The following is a 15927-nucleotide window of genomic DNA, read 5'->3' on the forward strand; positions in this document are numbered from 1 at the left end:
AGGAGTTGTGTGCAGATGATTTCCACCGTGAATCGATTGACCCTGGCGCTCGGCATGGTCGCCCTGACCCTGGCCGGCCAGGCCACGGCCGCCGCGGCCGCGCCCTCGGAGAACGCCACGATCAACCTGATCCGTCTGTTGGTGCAGCAGGGGGTATTGAAGCAGGAGCAGGCCGACGGGCTGATCGCCCAGGCCGAGAAAGAAGCCCAGCAGGCCCGCGCGGCCACCGCCGTGGCGGCAACCGGCCCGGCTGCGGCGCCCGGTGATGTGCGAGTGCAATACGTGCCGGCCATCGTCCGCGACCAGATCCGCGATCAGGTCAAGGCCGAGGTCATGGCCACCGCCAAGCAGGAAAACTGGGCCCAGCCCAACACCTTCCCGGACTGGATCTCGCGCATCAGCTTCGACGGCGACATCCGCCTGCGCGACGAGTCGCGGTTCTTCGCCGACAACAACAGCAACGAGATCGTCGACTACGCCAAGCTCAACGACAGTGGCCCCTACGACGTCAACAAGGACACCAACAGCAAGCTGCCGCCGCTGCTCAACACCCGCGAGGACCGCGACAACCTGTTCCGCCTGCGCGCGCGCCTGGGGATGAAGGCGGTGATCTCGCCGGAATGGACCGCCGGTATCCGCATCGGCACCGGCTCGGACAACAATCCGGTGTCCACCACCCAGACCCTGGGCGGCGGCTTCGGCAAGAAGGACATCTGGCTCGACCAGGGCTACCTGACCTGGAAGGCCACCCAGGACCTGACCCTGACCGGCGGGCGGATCGCCAACCCGTTCTATGCAACCGACATGCTGTATTCCAACGACCTCAATTTCGACGGCGTGGCGGCGATCTTCAACCACAAGCTGAGCAGCGACTGGGGCCTGTTCGGCACCCTCGGCGCCTTCCCGGTGGAGTACACCAACGACACCGCCACCAGCAACGGTTTCGACAAGAACGAGAGCGACACCAAGTGGCTGTTCGGCGGGCAGATCGGCGCCAACTGGAAGATCAACCGCAGCAACAGCCTCAAGGGCGCCCTGGCCTACTATCGCTTCGATGACATCGAAGGCCAGCGCTCCAGCCCTTGCGCGCCCTGGGCCGGGGCCCCGGGCTGCGACACCGATGGCTCGCGGGTCGCCTTCATGCAGAAGGGCAACAGCGTGTTCCTGCTGCGCGACATCACCCCCAACCCGGCCACGCCGGGCCTGACCCCGCAGCCGCAGTTCGTGGGCCTGGCCTCGAAGTTCGACGTGCTCGACCTGAACCTGGCCTGGGACACCGAATTGCCGGACGACCTGCGCCTGCGCAGCCAGACCAACTTCATTCGCAACCTGGCCTACGACAAGGGCGAGATGCTCAAGCGCAGCGAAGGCGAGATCGTCAACAACATCAACAGCCAGGGCCAGTTCGAAAGCGGCGGCAATGCGCTGATGGTGCAGTTCACCCTGGGCAATGCCCTGGAAATGAAGAAGGCCGGGGACTGGAACCTGCTGGCCGGCTACAAGTACATCCAGCCCGACGCCTTGCCCGACGGCTTCAACGACTCCTCGTTCCACCTGGGGGGCACCAACGCCAAGGGCTATTTCCTGGGCGGCAACTACGGCATCGACAAGAACATCTATGCCACGGCCCGCTACATGAGCGCCTCGGAAGTCTACGGGCCGCGCTACGAGGTGGACGTGATGCAGCTTGAACTCAACACGCGCTTCTAAGTGCAGGGAGGAAGGTTATGAACAGCCGAGCGAGGGCAGGGGCGGCGAGCCTGTTGCTGGTCTGGGGCGTGCTGGCCAGTGTCGGCGCCAGCGCCGAAGGCATGGAGGAGCGCCTGCGCACCCAGTTGCGCAGCACCACCCAGCAGTTGCAGGCCCTGCAAAGCGAACAGGCCCAGGCCGCGGCGGCGCGGGTCGCCGCCGAGAACGCGGCCAGGGAGGCCCAGGCCCAGGTCAAGCAACTGACGGCCGAGCTGGCCAAGACCCGCGGTGTGGCAGAGCAGTTGGCCGGCCAGCAGCAGAGCCTGCACAGCCAGGCCCAGGCCCAGGCGGCCGCCAGCAGCGAGCAACTGGGCAAGTTCAAGAAGGCCTATGAGGACCTGCTGGTGCTGGCCCGGGGCAAGGAAGCCGAACGGGCCAGGTTGCAGGCGCAATTGAGCGAGCGTGACACACAAGTGCAGCAATGTGCGGTCAAGAATCAGCAGATGTACGGCATCGCCAAGCAGATCCTGGCGGCCTACGAAAACATCGACGTGGCCGAGGTGGTGAAAATCCGCCAGCCCTTCGCCGGCAGCGCCCGGGTCAAGTTCGAGGAACTGGCCCAGGGCTTTGGCGACGAGCTTTACCAGACCCAGTTCGACGCCCCGCGGGCGGCGAGCACCCACTGATCACCAGGGAAGAGATGACCATGACCTTGATTAACAGCGTCACCACCGAAAGCCTCACCGACCTGCTGCAAGGCGCCGGCTACCGGGTCAACCAGACCGAACAGAACGGCATCGTGCAACTGCTCAGCGCCAGCCAGGGCATCGGCTACGCCGTGCGCTTCGGTAACCCGGGCAGCGAAGCCGGGCACTACGTGGACTTCACCTACAGCTGCGCGCTGCGGGTGCAGGGCGAATTGCCGGCCGGGCTGGCGGAACTGTGGAACGCCTCACGGCGCTTTGCCCGGCTGTCGCTGCAGGGCGAATTCCTGGTGATGGAGATGGACGTGGTGGTGGCCGGCGTCGGCGAGACCCACCTGCGCAGCCAGCTGGAGCTGTGGGATCGGTTGCTGCAGGAGTTCATCGTCTACCTGCGCGAATACAGCCAGCAGGCGGCCCAGTTGCAGGCGCAGGCCGAAGCGCCCCAGGCGGCGCAAAGCCAACCCCGGGAAGAGGCGGCCACCCTGTGAAAAAGCCCACCCTGGTGGTCGGTGCCGGGGCACTGACCTTGCTCGGCCTGGCGTTGGGCCTGGCCCTGCGCCCGGGCAATGACCCGGTGGCGGCGCAGCAGCCGGCCCCGACCCTGCTGCAACAACAAGTGGCGTCTACGCCCGCTGTGGCGCGCCTGGGCAATCAGCAGGTGGCGGCCGAGGAGCTCAAGCGCCTGTTCGCCAGCCTGCCCGAGGAATCCCGGGGGCAATTGCGCGGCAATCGCCCGGCGCTGGAAGCCTGGATTCGTTCACGGCTGGCGGAAAAGGCCGTGCTGGAGCAGGCCGATGCCCAGGGCTGGCGCCAGCGCCCGGAGGTGGAGCAGCAGACCCGCGCCGCCACCGAACAGATCGTGTTTCGCGACTATCTGCAGTCGGTCAGCCAGGTGCCGGCGGACTACCCCAGCCCGGCGGAGTTGCAGCAGGCCTATGACAGCGGCAAGTCGGCGTGGATGACGCCGCCGTTGTACCGGGTCAGCCAGATCTTCCTCGGGGTCGCCGAGCCCCAGGCGGCCGAGCAGGTACGCCGCCAGGCGCAGGAGCTGAGCCGCAAGGCCCAGGCCGCGCCGGGGGAGTTTGCCGCCTTGGCGGCGCAGTACTCCCAGGACCGGGACAGCGCCCAGCGCGGTGGCGACTCCGGCCTGCAGCCCTTGCAGCAACTGCTGCCGGAGGTGCGCAGCGCGGTGGCCCGGCTCAAGGTGGGCGGGGTGTCCGAGGTGGTGCAGAGCGCGGCGGGTTTCCACGTGCTCAAGCTCACCGAACAGCAGCCGGCACGGACCGCCAGCCTGGACGAACTGCGTGATCGCCTGACCCAGGCCCTGCGCGCCCAGCGCCAGGAGCAGATCGCCAAGGCCTACCTGGAAGGCATGCTCAACACTGCGACCCTGAGCATCGATGGCGCGGTGTTGAACCAGGTCCTGGAGGACAAGCTGTAGGAGCTGGCTTGCCAGCGAAGGCGATCTCACAGGCCCCTTCGCCGGCAAGCCGGCTCCTACGAGGCAATACGCAGCACCGGCAACTGTAGGAGCTGGCTTGCCCGCGAAGGCGATCCCACGGCCCCGCCGTCCGCCCGCCAAGGAAGCAACACTCAACAAGACAGGGAGTCATCAATGTCATTTCTCGAACCCGCTCCACTCCAGGGCTTTGCGCCATACACCGCGCCCCAGGAACCCCGGGAAGCCTGGCTGGCCCTGGCCGCCGGCATCGAACCTGCGGTGGCCCAGTATTTTCTGGTCAGCGCCCGTTGCGGCTGCTTCATGCAGGCGGCCCGCAGCCTGAACATCAAGGCCACGCTGCTGCGCAAGCAACTGGCGCAGTTGGAGGAGCACCTGCGTCGTTCGCTGTTCTGCTACCAGGGCAATGCCTTGAGCCTGAGCCGCGAAGGCCTGCAACTGCAGGCCCAGCTGATTGCCCTGGCCCACCAGCGGCGGCTGCCGGTGATCGAGCAACCCCTGATCCGCGTGGCCGTGGCGGAAACCATCCTCCACGACATCCTTGGCCGTGACCTGATCGCCTTGCTGCGGCGCAACGCCAGCGCCCGGCTGGAAATCATCTCCATCGACAGCGACCTGTCCCTGCAGGCGCTGAGCGCCGACCTGGTGCTGTGGCTGGCGGCCGAGGACTCACCCCTGCCGGGCCCCAGCTTCGCCACCCGCGAACCCATGCCCCTGGCGCGCATCGACTACCTGCCGCACATCGCCAAGCGCTACTCCCGGGTCGCGGCCCGCCCCGACAGCCTGGACGACCTGGCGGACTACATGCTGGTGCAGTGGCAGCACGACCGTCATATCGAGCCGTTCCGGCCCTGGAACAGCCTGGTGGAACAGCGCCTGGCCGGGGTGGTGCAGGTGCATTCCTATGAACTGATGCTGGAGATGATCCGCTGCAGCGCCTGCATTGGCCTGCTGCCGCAGTACATGAGCCGCTTCGACCGCGGCCTCACCGCCTTGCCGGGCCTGTTCGAGGAAAGCATGCAGCGCCGCGCCTGGCTGGCGGTCAATGCCCAGGTGGAGCATGAAGAGCAGGTACAGCAACTGGTGGAACTGATCCTCAACACCTTCAGCGAACGCCAGGACTGGTTTGTCTGAACGGACCCGCCCGCTCTTGCAGAGATTCACTCCCACGCCCACGAGCGGGCACCCACCGCTATTACATGTAGGAGCCGGCTTGCCGGCGAAGGGCCCGCAAATCCTGCGCCGGTTCCGGAAACGCCTTCGCTGGCAAGCCAGTTCCTACCAGGGGCACCCACCGCTATTCCATGCAGGAGCCGGCTTGCCGGCGAAAGGGCCCGCCAGCCCTGCGCCGGTTCCGGAAACGTCTTCGCTGGCAAGCCAGCTCCTACCAGGGGCACCCACCGCTATTCCATGTAGGAGCCGGCTTGCCGGCGAAGTGGCCCGCAAACCCTGCGCCGGTTCCGGAAACGCCTTCGCTGGCAAGCCAGCTCCTACGGGTGTGCCTGCGAGGCGGTTCCTTGCCGGCGAACGAGCACCATTGTCCTCGTCATCCAGAGGCGCATGCCCGTACACTCGATGGCCATTTCGACTTCAAGGATGACCTCGCCATGCCCAACGCCCATCCCACCATCGTCATCGAGCGGTGCAACGAAGCTCATATCGACGGCCTGACGGCGCTGTACAGCGAACCCAGTGTGGCGGCCCAGACCCTGCAACTGCCTTACCAGTCCCGCGAGTTGTGGCGCAAGCGCGTCGGGCTGGGGCAGGAAAACGAGGGGCTGGTGGCCCTGGTTGCCCTGCACCAGGGTGCGGTGATCGGCAGTTGCAGCCTGCTGCAGGTGGCGCGGGTGCGCCGGGCCCATTGCGCCGATATCGGCATGGGCGTATCCCCGGCCTGGCAACGCCAGGGCATCGGCAGCCGCCTGCTGGCGGCCGTGCTGGAGGTGGCCGACAACTGGATGAACCTGCGCCGGGTGGAGTTGACGGTGTATGCCGACAACCAGGCCGCCATCGGCCTGTACCGCAAGTTCGGCTTCGAAACCGAAGGCCAGCTGCGCGACTACGCCGTACGCGACGGCGGTTATGTCGATGTGCTGAGCATGGCGCGCTTGCGTCGTTGAGACCGGGTTCGTGTAGCCGCTGCCGCAGGCTCGGGCCGCGTTCGGACGATCGGCTCCGCAGCAGAGGCAGGGATCCTGTGGCCGCCCGAGGTTCGGCAGGCGATCGCCATGCAAGGCCCTGCGGGCCTTGACGTTCACTCCAGCAAAGCGAAATCCACCGCCGCCCGGGCATGCAATTCGGTGGTGTCCAACAGGGGCAGGGCGCTGTGCTCGGGCTTGAGCAGCAGGCCGATTTCCGTGCAGCCGAGGATGATCGCCTCGGCACCACGGGCCTGGAGCCCGTCGATCACGTGTTGGTACAGCCGCCGCGAGCTCTCGCTGACAACGCCCACGCACAGCTCCTCATAGATGATGCGGTGCACCGCCTGGCGCTGCGCTGCATCGGGCACCAGCACCTTCAGGCCCTGGTCTTCCAGGCGGCCTTTGAGGAACGCCTGCTCCATGGTGAAGGCTGTGCCCAGCAGCCCCACGCTCAGGGTGCCGGCTGCCTGGGCGGCCTGCACCACGGGGTCGGCAATATGCACAAAGGGCACTCCAATGGCGGCCTCTATTTGCCCGGCGACCTTGTGCATGGTGTTGGTGCAGAGCACCACGCATTCGGCGCCGCCGGCTTCCAGGCGCCGGGCTGCCTCCACCAGGATCGCCGCCGCGTCGTCCCAGCGCCCGGCATGCTGGGCCTGTTCGACAGGCCCGAAGTCGACGCTGTACATTAACAGCCGCGCTGAACGCAGCGGCCCCAGTCGATCGCGAACCTGCTGATTGATCAGGCGATAGTATTCGGCGCTGGACTCCCAGCTCATGCCGCCGATCAGGCCGATGGTGCGCATGGGCAACTCCTCTGTGGTGCGGTTGGGTAAGCCTCAGTTTCACGCCGCCACGGGTGGCGATCTATCAGGAAATTTCACATGCCCCAGGTGCTCGAACATCGCCTGCTGGACGGCCGCCTGCTGCTGCAACTGCTGCCGGCCGCGGCCTACAGCGCCCGCGATCCGGCCCAGTGGCAGACCTTGGGGGTGACCCTGGAACGCCAGCGCGGGGTGCATGCCATCGACTCCGACCGCCGCGAGGATTTCGATACCTGGCCCGGCACCCTGGCCCTGACGCCCGCAGGCATTGAGGTGTTTTCCGAATCCTCCATGGGCGGCGAATACCTGCTGCTGCGCTGGCAGGGCGCGACTCCGCTGGTTCCTGGCCAGCGCCGGATGCAGAGCCCGGGGCATGCCCGCGCCCTGGCCCTGGGGCGCGAAGCCAGGCGCCTGCTGCTGGCGCCCGAGGCCGATGAGCTGGCCCTGGAGCAATGCGCGCTGGCGTTTCTGGGGCTGGCCCAGCCCGGTCGGGCGGCGCCAGCCCCGGCCCCGGAGCTGGGGCAGGTGCTGCAACAGATGGCCGATGAATACGCCCGGCCCCTGTCACTGGCGCAACTGGCCCTGACCTACGGCCACAACGAACTGCGCCTGCTGCGCGACTTTCGTCGTGCTGTAGGCATCACGCCCCATGCCTGGATCACCGAGGTGCGGCTGCAAGCGGCCCGGCGGCTGCTGGAGCACACGGACCTGCCCCTGGCGGCGGTTGCCCAGGACTGTGGTTTTGCCCATCAGTCCCACCTGGGCAGCGCCTTGCGCCAAGCCACCGGCCTGACGCCGCGTCAGTACCGGCTGCAGTTTCAGTGCCGAGCGGCGGATACTGCGCTGTAGATTTTGCCTGGTAATGCCTTGCCAGTGATCGTCGCCAGCGGCCCGCAGGATCATCATCGGTGGGCGCAGCTACAGGGCTCGGCGAGCCGGCGGGCAAACAACTCAACGCCCGACACCGGCATCTGCCATGCTCAGGGCCGGCGACCTGCTGTTCTCAAAGGTCGAAGCCAGGGACACAGCACAATGGACGATATCCAGCAACTGGGCGAGATGCTGCGCCACTACGCGGCCAGTGAAGCCCACAAGAAGCAGCTGTTCGACAGCCAGTCGGTAGTCTGGGCGCGTCGCATTCATCAATTGTTCGGGCAGATCGAAGACTGGTTGGCGCCGGTATTGCTGCCGGACCTGCTGGCGTTGCAGCGCGAGCCCTATGTGGCCTTCAGCCCGGCGGTGCCGCTGGAGGTCTCGACCTTCAAGAGCGAGAGGCTGACCATCCATATCGCCGGCAAACCGGTGGAGTTCGTGCCGGATGTGATGGGCCCCCAAGGGCAGATTTCCCTGGCGGTGATCGGCCTGACTGCGGCGCGGCTGGGCAGCGTGTCCCTGGTCGGCGAGGCTTCGGGCGGCTGGCAATGGCGCAAGACCAACGGCTTGAAGGACCCTGACGTCTTTGCCTTTGACGGCAATTTCCTCGCCGCTCAGTTGCAGAGCCTGATCCCCCGCGAGCGCGCCTGACCCGGCCAATACCCCCACTGTAGGAGCTGGCTTGCCAGCCAAAGCGCTCTACATATCCAGGTTTATCCAACCCGGCTTGGCTTCCTCCGGCGCCACGGCGTTGATTTTCTTGCCCGTGGCCAGCTCCACCCGGCGGGCTACGTCGGGGTCGTCGGCGAAGGGGATCAGGCTGGCGTCGTCCAGGCTCTTGGCACTCTGGTGACGCAGGCAGTACTCGATGCAGAGGTAGAGAAACGCCACCCCCAGCAGGTTGAGCAGTATATCCATGGGTTTTCAGGCTCCCTGAGACGCAACACGCCGGCCACGGGGGCCGGCGTGGGGCAGGTGGGTCAGGCGATCCGGGCGTCGCTCAGCGCCAGGCGCTCATCGGCAACGCGCACGGTGCGCCAGGTGTTGTAGGCCATCAGCAGCATGCCGCTGAGGAAGAACACGCCGCCGGCGAAACGCACCACGAATCCCGGATGGCTGGCCACCAGGGCCTCGACGAAGGAGTAGGTGAGGGTGCCGTCTTCGTTCACCGCGCGCCACATCAGGCCCTGGGTGATGCCATTGACCCACATCGAGGCGATGTACAGCACGGTGCCGATGGTGGCGAGCCAGAAGTGCAGGTTGATCAGCGGCACGCTGTACATCTGCTCGCGGCCGAAGACCTTGGGCACCATGTGGTAGATGGCCCCGAAGGTGATCATCGCCACCCAGCCCAGGGCACCGGCGTGTACGTGGCCGATGGTCCAGTCGGTGTAGTGGGACAGGGCGTTGACGGTCTTGATCGCCATCATCGGGCCCTCGAAGGTGGACATGCCGTAGAACGCCAGGGACAGCACCAGGAAGCGCAGGATCGGGTCGGTGCGCAGCTTATGCCAGGCCCCGGAGAGGGTCATCATGCCGTTGATCATGCCGCCCCAGCTCGGGGCCAGGAGGATCAGCGACATGGCCATGCCCAGGGACTGGGCCCAGTCCGGCAGCGCGGTGTAGTGCAGGTGGTGCGGGCCGGCCCAGATGTACAGGGTGATCAGCGCCCAGAAGTGCACGATGGACAGGCGATAGGAGTACACCGGGCGCCCGACTTGCTTGGGCACGAAGTAGTACATCATCCCGAGAAAGCCCGTGGTCAGGAAAAAGCCTACGGCGTTGTGCCCGTACCACCACTGGACCATGGCGTCGGTGGCCCCGGAATACACCGGGTAGGACTTGAACCAGTCCACCGGGATCGACAGGTGGTTGACCACGTGGAGCATGGCGATCACCAGGATGAAGGCGCCGAAGAACCAGTTGCCGACGTAGATGTGCTGGCTCTTGCGCCGCACCACGGTGGTGAAGAACACAATCGCGTAGGCGACCCAGACCACCGCCATCCACACCGCGCCGGCGAATTCGATCTCGGCGTATTCCTTGGTGGTGGTGTAGCCCAGGGGCAGGGTGATCAGCATGATCACGATCACCGACTGCCAGCCCCAGAAGGTGAAGGCGGCCAGGGTGTCGGAGTACAGCCGCACCTGGCAGGTGCGCTGGACCGCGTAGTAGCTGGCGGCGAACTGCGCGCTGCCGGCGAAACCGAAGATCACCAGACTGGTGTGCAGCGGCCGCAGCCGGCCGAAGGTGCTCCAGGGCAGGTCGAGGTTCATCTCCGGCCACACCAGCTGCGAGGCAATCCACACCCCCATGGCCATGCCGATCACGCCCCATACCACTGTTGCGACGACGAATTGGCGAACCACCTTGTAGTTGTAGGCCTGTCCGATTGTTGCTGAGTTCATGGTCAATGCTTCCACGGTTGCAAAGTCTTGCCAGGCCACCCGGTCTGGCACGGGGTGCACTGTAGGAATCAGCGGGGAAACAAAACAGGCTCAGAAAAACCACATTAATACGGATCAGATTTTCCTCATGCCTACGGTGGTGCAGCCTTGGCTGATATGGTTTTTTAGTTTTTACCTGAATCTGTAACGCTCTGCGCCGTACGCGCATAGTCGCCCCCTCACAACACGCGCCGTTTAGAGCACGATCAGCTTCGATGAGGTAGGGACATGTATCAGTACGACGACTATGACCGGGCCCTGGTGCTTGAGCGGGTGGCGCAGTTTCGCGACCAGGTCGAGCGCTTCATGGGCGGCCAACTGAGCGAGGAGGAGTTCCTGCCCCTGCGCCTGCAGAACGGCCTGTATATGCAGAAGCACGCCTACATGCTGCGGGTGGCGATTCCCTACGGCACCCTCAGCGCCCGGCAGATGCGTACCCTGGCCAGCATCGCCCGGGACTTCGACCGCGGCTACGGCCACTTCACCACCCGGCAGAACCTGCAGTTCAACTGGATCGAGCTGGCCCAGGTGCCGGACATCCTGCAGCGCCTGGCCGAAGTGGAGATGCACGCCATCCAGACTTCCGGCAACTGTGTGCGCAACATCACCACCGAAGCCTTTGCCGGGGTGGCCGGCGATGAATACCTGGACCCGCGCCCCCTGGCGGAGATCCTGCGCCAGTGGTCCACCATCAACCCGGAATTCCTGTTCCTGCCGCGCAAGTTCAAGATCGCCATTTGCTCGGCCAAGCAGGACCGCGCGGCGATCATGATGCATGACATCGGCCTCTATCTTTACCGTGCCCGCAACGGCGAGATGCTCCTGCGGGTGATAGTCGGCGGCGGCCTGGGGCGCACGCCGATCCTCGGCCTGCAGATCCGCGACGGGCTGCCCTGGCAGCACTTGCTGTCCTATGTCGAAGCGGTGCTGCGGGTCTACAACCGCTACGGCCGGCGGGACAACAAGTACAAGGCGCGGATCAAGATCCTGGTCAAGGCCCTGGGCATCGAGGCCTTCGCCAGGGAAGTGGAGGAGGAGTGGCAGCACCTCAGGGACGGCCCCGCGCAGCTCACCGAGGACGAATTCCAGCGGGTGGCCAGCGCCTTTGTGCCGCCGCTCTACGAGCGCCTGGCGGACACCGACCTGGAGTACGGCAGCCACCTGGCCGAGTCCCCGGCCTTCGCCCGCTGGGTGGCGCGCAACGTGCACCCGCACAAGGTGCCGGGCTACACCTGCGTGGTGCTGTCGACCAAGCCGGGCCCGGCCTCGCCACCCGGTGACGTCACCGGCCAGCAGATGGAAGCGGTGGCCGACTGGTCCGAGGACTACGGCTTTGGCGAGATCCGCATTGCCCACGAACAGAACATCGTCTTGCCGGATGTGCCCAAGTCGCGTCTGTTCGAGCTTTGGCAGCGGGCCTGCGAGCATGGCCTGGGGACCGCCAACGCCGGGTTGCTGACCGATATCATCGCCTGCCCGGGCGGTGACTTCTGCGCCTTGGCCAACGCCCGTTCGATCCCCATTACCCTGGCCATCCAGCAGCGCTTCGACGACCTGGACTACCTCCACGACCTGGGGGACATCAGCCTGAACATTTCCGGCTGCATGAACGCCTGCGGCCATCACCACATCGGCAATATCGGCATCCTCGGCGTCGACAAGAACGGCAGCGAGTGGTTCCAGGTCACCCTGGGCGGGGCCAAGGGCCGTGACAGCGCCCTGGGCAAGGTGATAGGCCCGTCCTTCAGCGCCGAGGAAATCCCCGAGGTGATCGAACGCATCATCGCCACCTTCGTACGCTACCGGGAAAGCGACGAACCCTTCGTCGAGACCCTGCAGCGCATCGGCCTGGAGCCGTTCAAGGAGCGGGTCTATCCCAAGGCCGTGGAGGCGCTGGCATGAACAACCTGCTGCGTTTGCACGAAGGCGAAGCCCAACGGGTGGAAGACGATGCCTGGAGCCTGGTGCGCGGGGTCGACGACGCATTGCCGGACGGGCCGCTGATTCTGCCCCTGGCCCTGTGGCTGATGCGCCGCATCGAGCATCACCCGGCCCGGGACGGCGTATGGATAGGCCCGGACGACGAGGTGGAAAGCCTCAAGCCCTGGCTCAAGCTGATCCCGCTGATCGCCGTGGACTTCCCCAGCTTTCGTGATGGCCGGGGTTACAGCCAGGCCTACCTGCTGCGCACTCGCCTGGGCTGGATGGGCGAATTGCGAGCGATTGGCGATGTGCTGCGCGACCAGTTGAGCCATATGCGCCAATGCGGTTTCGACAGCTTTGCCGTGCGTGAAGACAAGTGCGCGCTGGACGCACTCAAAGGGTTGGCGGGGATGAGCGTGCTCTATGGCCGCTCGGTGATCGAGCCGCGGCCGCTGTTTCGTCGGCGCTGAAGGTGGCGCGCGGTTGCGCTGGTTAATGTAATTTCTAGAATAAATAGTCGTTTAAAATCAATGGATTAAAGTTGATAGTTAATCCTGTTTGATTGGTTTTGGGGGCTCGGGTAACCGAGCCCTCCTTGCCACCCTGCCTATTGCAACGCCGGGTCCCCGGGGTTGAGCTGCTTCCATTGCTGCATCAGTGCCTGGGCCTTGGGTTCCTGGCCGCTCTCCAGGTAGTACTGGATCAGGCTCAGGCGCGCATTGCGCTGGGTCGGCTGGCGCTGCAGCAGGGCTTGCAACTGACGGTTGGCAGCGTCCTGCTGGCCACTGTCGTGCAGGGCCACTGCCAGCACATAGGCGTACTGAGCATTCTGCGGTTCCAGCTCGGCGGCCTTTTTCAAGGCGGCCATGGCCCGGGCAGTGTCGCCCCCACGAATCAGGCTCAGGCCCCGGGTGTGTTGCAGCAGCGCCGACTCCGGGTGCTGTTGCAGGGCCTGGGCCAGCAGTTGCTGCGCCTCCTGGCTGCGGCCATTGGCTTCCAGCCACTGCCCCAGGGTCACCAGGGCCGGGAAGAAGTCGCTGTCGCGGCGCAAGGCTGCGCGCAGGTAGGGTTCGACCTCGGCACCGCGCCCGCTGGCCTGGTAGAGCATGGCCAGGTTGAGGTTGGCTTCGGCCCGCTCCACGAGGCTCAACTGCACCGCTTCATATTCGCCAAGGGCTTTGTCCCAGGCCCCTTGAGCTGGGCCCAGGCCACTGCGCGCGGCGCCCAGCAGATCGCGAGCTGCGGTGATCCGCACGGCCTTGACCGGGTCTTGCAGCAGGGGCACCAGCAGCGGGCCACGTTCGGCTGGCGGCACCAGGGCGCTGGTGGCTCGCACCGCGCTTTCGCGCACCTGGGGCTCCGCATGCCCGAGGGCCTGGGTAGCCAGTTGCAGTGCCTGGGCACTGGGATAGTTGGCCAGCTCGGCCAGCAGGGTGGCACGCCGGATTGGTGGCAGATCGCTGCGCTGCAGTTGTTCCTGCAACGCCTGGGCTGCCCCTGGGTGGCCGCCGCGGATCAACCACAGGCTGTCGTCGTAGCGCGGTGGCTGGGGTGGGCTGTTGGCGGTCCATAACTGGAACTGCCGGCTGATGCGTTCGCCGGCCTGTTGCCCCTGGTGGCAGCTCAGGCACGCATCGGCCGTGCCAAGCTTCTGCGCCCGCAGCGGGTTGGGCAGGCTGAAGCTGTGGTCATGGCGATAGTCATTGCCCATGTAGACCTTGCCCGGCATATGGCAGTCCACGCATTGCGCACCGGGCTGGCCGGGGGTGTGCCGGTGATGGTCGGGGGAATCGTAATCCTTGGCCTGCAACCCGCGTCCGTCGATGCCGGCTGCCGCGCTCTTGCCGGCGGGGTTGTGGCATTGCAGGCATACGGCGTTGCCCGGGGCCTTGAGCTGGGTGCTGTGGGGGTTGTGGCAATTGCTGCAGCGCACCCCCTTGTCGAACATCTTGCTCTGGGCGAAGGAGCCGTATTCGAACACCTCGTCCTTGATCTTGCCGTCCAGGGCGTACAGCTCCCGGGTCAGGGCGCTGGGCAGGTAGTCATCCATCAGGCGCTGGCCGACGTGGTAGCCGTCGCCCAGGGGCGCGCGCCGGCCGTGGCAGCGGGCGCAGGTCTCAATCTCCTGGGTGGCGCTTGCGGCCTTGAGGTCCACGGCGAAGCCGGCGTTGGCCAGGGTGGCCTTGCTGGCCGTGGCCTGCAGGTGGTTGGAGGCCGGGCCGTGACAGGCCTGGCAGCCAACGCCGAGGCTGTTCCAGCGGCTGTCGAAGCGCTCCTGGCTGGCGCTGAAATTACGCTGGTAGCCGGTGGTGTGGCATTCCACACACATGAAGTTGGCGTTCTGGCTGGGCTTGCTCCAGTGCAGCGGGTTCTTGAAGTTAACGCCCTGGCCCGGATACAGGTGGAACCACTGCTGCTTGCGGGTATCCCAGGCCACGCCCAGGGCTTGCAGGCGCCCCTGGCCGACCTCGATCAGGTATTGCTGCAAGGGCTCGATGCCGAAGGTGTAGGCCACCTTGAAGTCCGCGGGCCTGCCGTCGGCGCCGGGGGTGTTGACCCAGAACTCGGTCCCGCGGCGAAACAACCGGGTGCTTTCGCCTTCGGCCTTGAAACGCTGTTCATTGAAATTGCCCAGCACCGTCTGCGGGTTGGCCTCCTGCATCGCCAGTTGATGGTGCGAGCCTTGCCAGTCCCTGGCCTGGGCCTGGTGGCAGCCCTGGCAGGCCTGTTCATCGACGTACTGGGCGGCCGGTAGCGCCGGCACGGCCTTGGGCTGGGCGGGGGGCGGGGCCGCAGCCACCTGCGGCGCCGCCAGCCGGGGCGGTTCGGCCAGCAGGAACCAGACGAGAGCGCCGAGCACCAGCAGCAACAGCAGGGCGCCGAAGGGGAACAGGTAGCGGTGGGGCGAAGGTGCAGTTGAAGCAGGGGGTGTCGAGCGTGGGTTATTCTTCTTCGGCTTGGGCATTGCGACGTCCGTATCCAGAATGCGGTGCCTTGATCGGCACTCTCAGGCTCGATGGAGCTTTGACGGCAGCTGCCGGTCTGTCAAATCCGGGCTGTGAATCAGCCCGCAAGCCGTGACAAACAACCCGCGCCGGCGGGGCAAAGCGCCGGCTTTTGGCTATACCTTAATTTCCCCTAGCCAGTCCCTGGCTGCTGCACCTACAGGAGTTACACATGAAGCTTGCTCTGACCCTCAGCACGCTGTGCCTTGCCACCCTCGGGATGGTGGGCTGTTCCAGCAAAGTGCCCCAGCCTGACGAGTACTCCGGGTTTCTCAGCGACTACAGCCAGCTCAAGGAAGCCAAGTCGCCCTCCGGCGTGGAGGTGATGCGCTGGATCGATCCCAAGCTCAAGCTGAGCAACTACAGCAGCGTGTACATCGAACCGACCCAGTTCTACCCGCAGCCGCAGCCGACGGCGAAGATCCCCCAGAGCACCCTGACCGCCATCACCCGTTACTACGACCAGGCACTGCAGCGCGAGGTGAGCAAATCCCTGCCACTGGCCACCGGCCCGGGCCCGGGGGTGATCGTGGTGCGCGCGGCGATTACCGCAGTCACCAGCAAGACCGAGGGCCTGAAGCCCTATGAAATCATTCCCGTGGCCCTGGTGGCGGCGGCGGTGAGCACCGCCAGTGGCATCCGCGACCAGGAAACCACCCTGGCCACCGAGGCGGCGTTCCTGGATGGCAGCACCCACGCGGTGATTGCCGAAGTGGTTCGCAAAGGCACCGGCAAGCCCCTGGAAAACGACACCCAGGTGATGCAGGCCAGCGACGTGAAGAACGTCATCGACGGCTGGGCCTATGACATGCACCAGTCCTACCTGCAACTGAAGAAAAAGTGACCGACCGTTGATGGCCGC

15 protein-coding genes are annotated in these 15927 nt (G+C 65.8%); 11 read left to right on the plus strand and 4 right to left on the minus strand.

Going from position 1 to position 15927, the window contains the following annotated elements:
- The first annotated feature begins 15 nt into the window (after nt 1-15).
- The 6 genes from AC07R1_RS03955 to AC07R1_RS03980 all read left to right on the plus strand — a co-directional run bounded on the left by AC07R1_RS03955 (nt 16) and on the right by AC07R1_RS03980 (nt 5972).
- The gene (locus tag AC07R1_RS03955; protein WP_093402990.1) at nt 16-1710 is read left to right on the plus strand and encodes a putative porin; all 1695 of its coding nucleotides are present in this window, start codon (nt 16-18) and stop codon (nt 1708-1710) included.
- A gap of 17 nt (nt 1711-1727) precedes the next feature.
- Entirely contained in the window at nt 1728-2375 is a 648-nt protein-coding gene (locus AC07R1_RS03960) for a DNA repair protein (RefSeq protein ID WP_103291169.1), read from the plus strand.
- Between the two features lie 20 nt (nt 2376-2395).
- Complete coding sequence (locus tag AC07R1_RS03965; protein WP_011061117.1) at nt 2396-2881, plus strand: YbjN domain-containing protein; 486 nt, start codon at nt 2396-2398, stop codon at nt 2879-2881.
- Nucleotides 2878-3834, plus strand: a complete 957-nt coding sequence (locus AC07R1_RS03970; RefSeq protein WP_011061118.1) for a peptidylprolyl isomerase — start codon at nt 2878-2880, stop codon at nt 3832-3834. Before AC07R1_RS03965 ends, AC07R1_RS03970 begins: the two co-directional genes overlap by 4 nt.
- A gap of 174 nt (nt 3835-4008) precedes the next feature.
- A complete protein-coding gene (locus AC07R1_RS03975; protein WP_011061119.1) occupies nt 4009-4986 on the plus strand; it encodes a LysR family transcriptional regulator in 978 nt (325 codons plus the stop codon).
- A 473-nt stretch (nt 4987-5459) separates the two neighbouring features.
- Nucleotides 5460-5972: a GNAT family N-acetyltransferase gene (locus AC07R1_RS03980; protein WP_011061120.1), complete on the plus strand. Its 513-nt coding sequence runs from the start codon at nt 5460-5462 to the stop codon at nt 5970-5972.
- 134 nt (nt 5973-6106) lie between these two features.
- Here AC07R1_RS03980 and AC07R1_RS03985 read toward each other — a convergent pair whose 3' ends face one another.
- The gene (locus tag AC07R1_RS03985) at nt 6107-6799 is read right to left on the minus strand and encodes an aspartate/glutamate racemase family protein (protein ID WP_011061121.1); all 693 of its coding nucleotides are present in this window, start codon (nt 6797-6799) and stop codon (nt 6107-6109) included.
- Nucleotides 6800-6877: 78 nt separating this feature from the next.
- Here AC07R1_RS03985 and AC07R1_RS03990 point away from each other — a divergent pair, with 78 nt between their 5' ends.
- Together AC07R1_RS03990 and AC07R1_RS03995 are read left to right on the plus strand one after the other, a co-directional pair.
- On the plus strand, nt 6878-7666 hold the full coding sequence (locus AC07R1_RS03990) for a helix-turn-helix domain-containing protein (RefSeq protein WP_258611899.1): 789 nt from the start codon (nt 6878-6880) through the stop codon (nt 7664-7666).
- Nucleotides 7667-7849: 183 nt separating this feature from the next.
- Nucleotides 7850-8341 carry an SET domain-containing protein gene (locus AC07R1_RS03995; RefSeq protein ID WP_495110162.1) on the plus strand — a complete coding sequence of 164 codons (492 nt, stop codon included), beginning with the start codon at nt 7850-7852 and terminating at the stop codon, nt 8339-8341.
- Between the two features lie 48 nt (nt 8342-8389).
- Here the strand turns inward: AC07R1_RS03995 and AC07R1_RS04000 are convergent, their stop codons facing one another.
- Together AC07R1_RS04000 and ccoN are read right to left on the minus strand one after the other, a co-directional pair.
- Nucleotides 8390-8608: a hypothetical protein gene (locus tag AC07R1_RS04000; protein WP_011061124.1), complete on the minus strand. Its 219-nt coding sequence runs from the start codon at nt 8606-8608 to the stop codon at nt 8390-8392.
- A 62-nt stretch (nt 8609-8670) separates the two neighbouring features.
- The gene (ccoN, locus tag AC07R1_RS04005; RefSeq protein WP_011061125.1) at nt 8671-10098 is read right to left on the minus strand and encodes a cytochrome-c oxidase, cbb3-type subunit I; all 1428 of its coding nucleotides are present in this window, start codon (nt 10096-10098) and stop codon (nt 8671-8673) included.
- A 267-nt stretch (nt 10099-10365) separates the two neighbouring features.
- Here ccoN and AC07R1_RS04010 point away from each other — a divergent pair, with 267 nt between their 5' ends.
- The gene (locus AC07R1_RS04010) at nt 10366-12039 is read left to right on the plus strand and encodes a nitrite/sulfite reductase (RefSeq protein ID WP_053158306.1); all 1674 of its coding nucleotides are present in this window, start codon (nt 10366-10368) and stop codon (nt 12037-12039) included.
- Nucleotides 12036-12530, plus strand: coding sequence for a DUF934 domain-containing protein (locus tag AC07R1_RS04015; protein ID WP_011061127.1), 495 nt, complete (start codon nt 12036-12038; stop codon nt 12528-12530). The genes AC07R1_RS04010 and AC07R1_RS04015 overlap by 4 nt, the downstream gene beginning before the upstream one ends.
- Nucleotides 12531-12667: 137 nt before the next feature.
- On the opposite strand, the gene AC07R1_RS04020 is transcribed toward AC07R1_RS04015, so the two are convergent.
- The gene (locus tag AC07R1_RS04020) at nt 12668-15025 is read right to left on the minus strand and encodes a tetratricopeptide repeat protein (protein ID WP_495110163.1); all 2358 of its coding nucleotides are present in this window, start codon (nt 15023-15025) and stop codon (nt 12668-12670) included.
- 212 nt (nt 15026-15237) lie between these two features.
- Here AC07R1_RS04020 and AC07R1_RS04025 point away from each other — a divergent pair, with 212 nt between their 5' ends.
- Complete coding sequence (locus AC07R1_RS04025; protein WP_011061129.1) at nt 15238-15909, plus strand: DUF3313 domain-containing protein; 672 nt, start codon at nt 15238-15240, stop codon at nt 15907-15909.
- The last annotated feature ends 18 nt before the right edge of the window (nt 15910-15927 follow it).

This window comes from Pseudomonas sp. GW821-FHT07F01 (assembly GCF_059418825.1).

Coding starts and splice junctions, on each gene's coding strand:
- ccoN (WP_011061125.1), bottom strand. CDS start 10,098: ATGAACTCAGCAACAATCGGACAGGCCTACAACTACAAGGTGGTTCGC.
- AC07R1_RS04010 (WP_053158306.1), top strand. CDS start 10,366: ATGTATCAGTACGACGACTATGACCGGGCCCTGGTGCTTGAGCGGGTG.
- AC07R1_RS03965 (WP_011061117.1), top strand. CDS start 2,396: ATGACCTTGATTAACAGCGTCACCACCGAAAGCCTCACCGACCTGCTG.
- AC07R1_RS03955 (WP_093402990.1), top strand. CDS start 16: ATGATTTCCACCGTGAATCGATTGACCCTGGCGCTCGGCATGGTCGCC.
- AC07R1_RS03995 (WP_495110162.1), top strand. CDS start 7,850: ATGGACGATATCCAGCAACTGGGCGAGATGCTGCGCCACTACGCGGCC.
- AC07R1_RS03960 (WP_103291169.1), top strand. CDS start 1,728: ATGAACAGCCGAGCGAGGGCAGGGGCGGCGAGCCTGTTGCTGGTCTGG.
- AC07R1_RS03990 (WP_258611899.1), top strand. CDS start 6,878: ATGCCCCAGGTGCTCGAACATCGCCTGCTGGACGGCCGCCTGCTGCTG.
- AC07R1_RS03975 (WP_011061119.1), top strand. CDS start 4,009: ATGTCATTTCTCGAACCCGCTCCACTCCAGGGCTTTGCGCCATACACC.
- AC07R1_RS04025 (WP_011061129.1), top strand. CDS start 15,238: ATGAAGCTTGCTCTGACCCTCAGCACGCTGTGCCTTGCCACCCTCGGG.
- AC07R1_RS03985 (WP_011061121.1), bottom strand. CDS start 6,799: ATGCGCACCATCGGCCTGATCGGCGGCATGAGCTGGGAGTCCAGCGCC.
- AC07R1_RS04015 (WP_011061127.1), top strand. CDS start 12,036: ATGAACAACCTGCTGCGTTTGCACGAAGGCGAAGCCCAACGGGTGGAA.
- AC07R1_RS03980 (WP_011061120.1), top strand. CDS start 5,460: ATGCCCAACGCCCATCCCACCATCGTCATCGAGCGGTGCAACGAAGCT.
- AC07R1_RS04020 (WP_495110163.1), bottom strand. CDS start 15,025: ATGCCCAAGCCGAAGAAGAATAACCCACGCTCGACACCCCCTGCTTCA.
- AC07R1_RS04000 (WP_011061124.1), bottom strand. CDS start 8,608: ATGGATATACTGCTCAACCTGCTGGGGGTGGCGTTTCTCTACCTCTGC.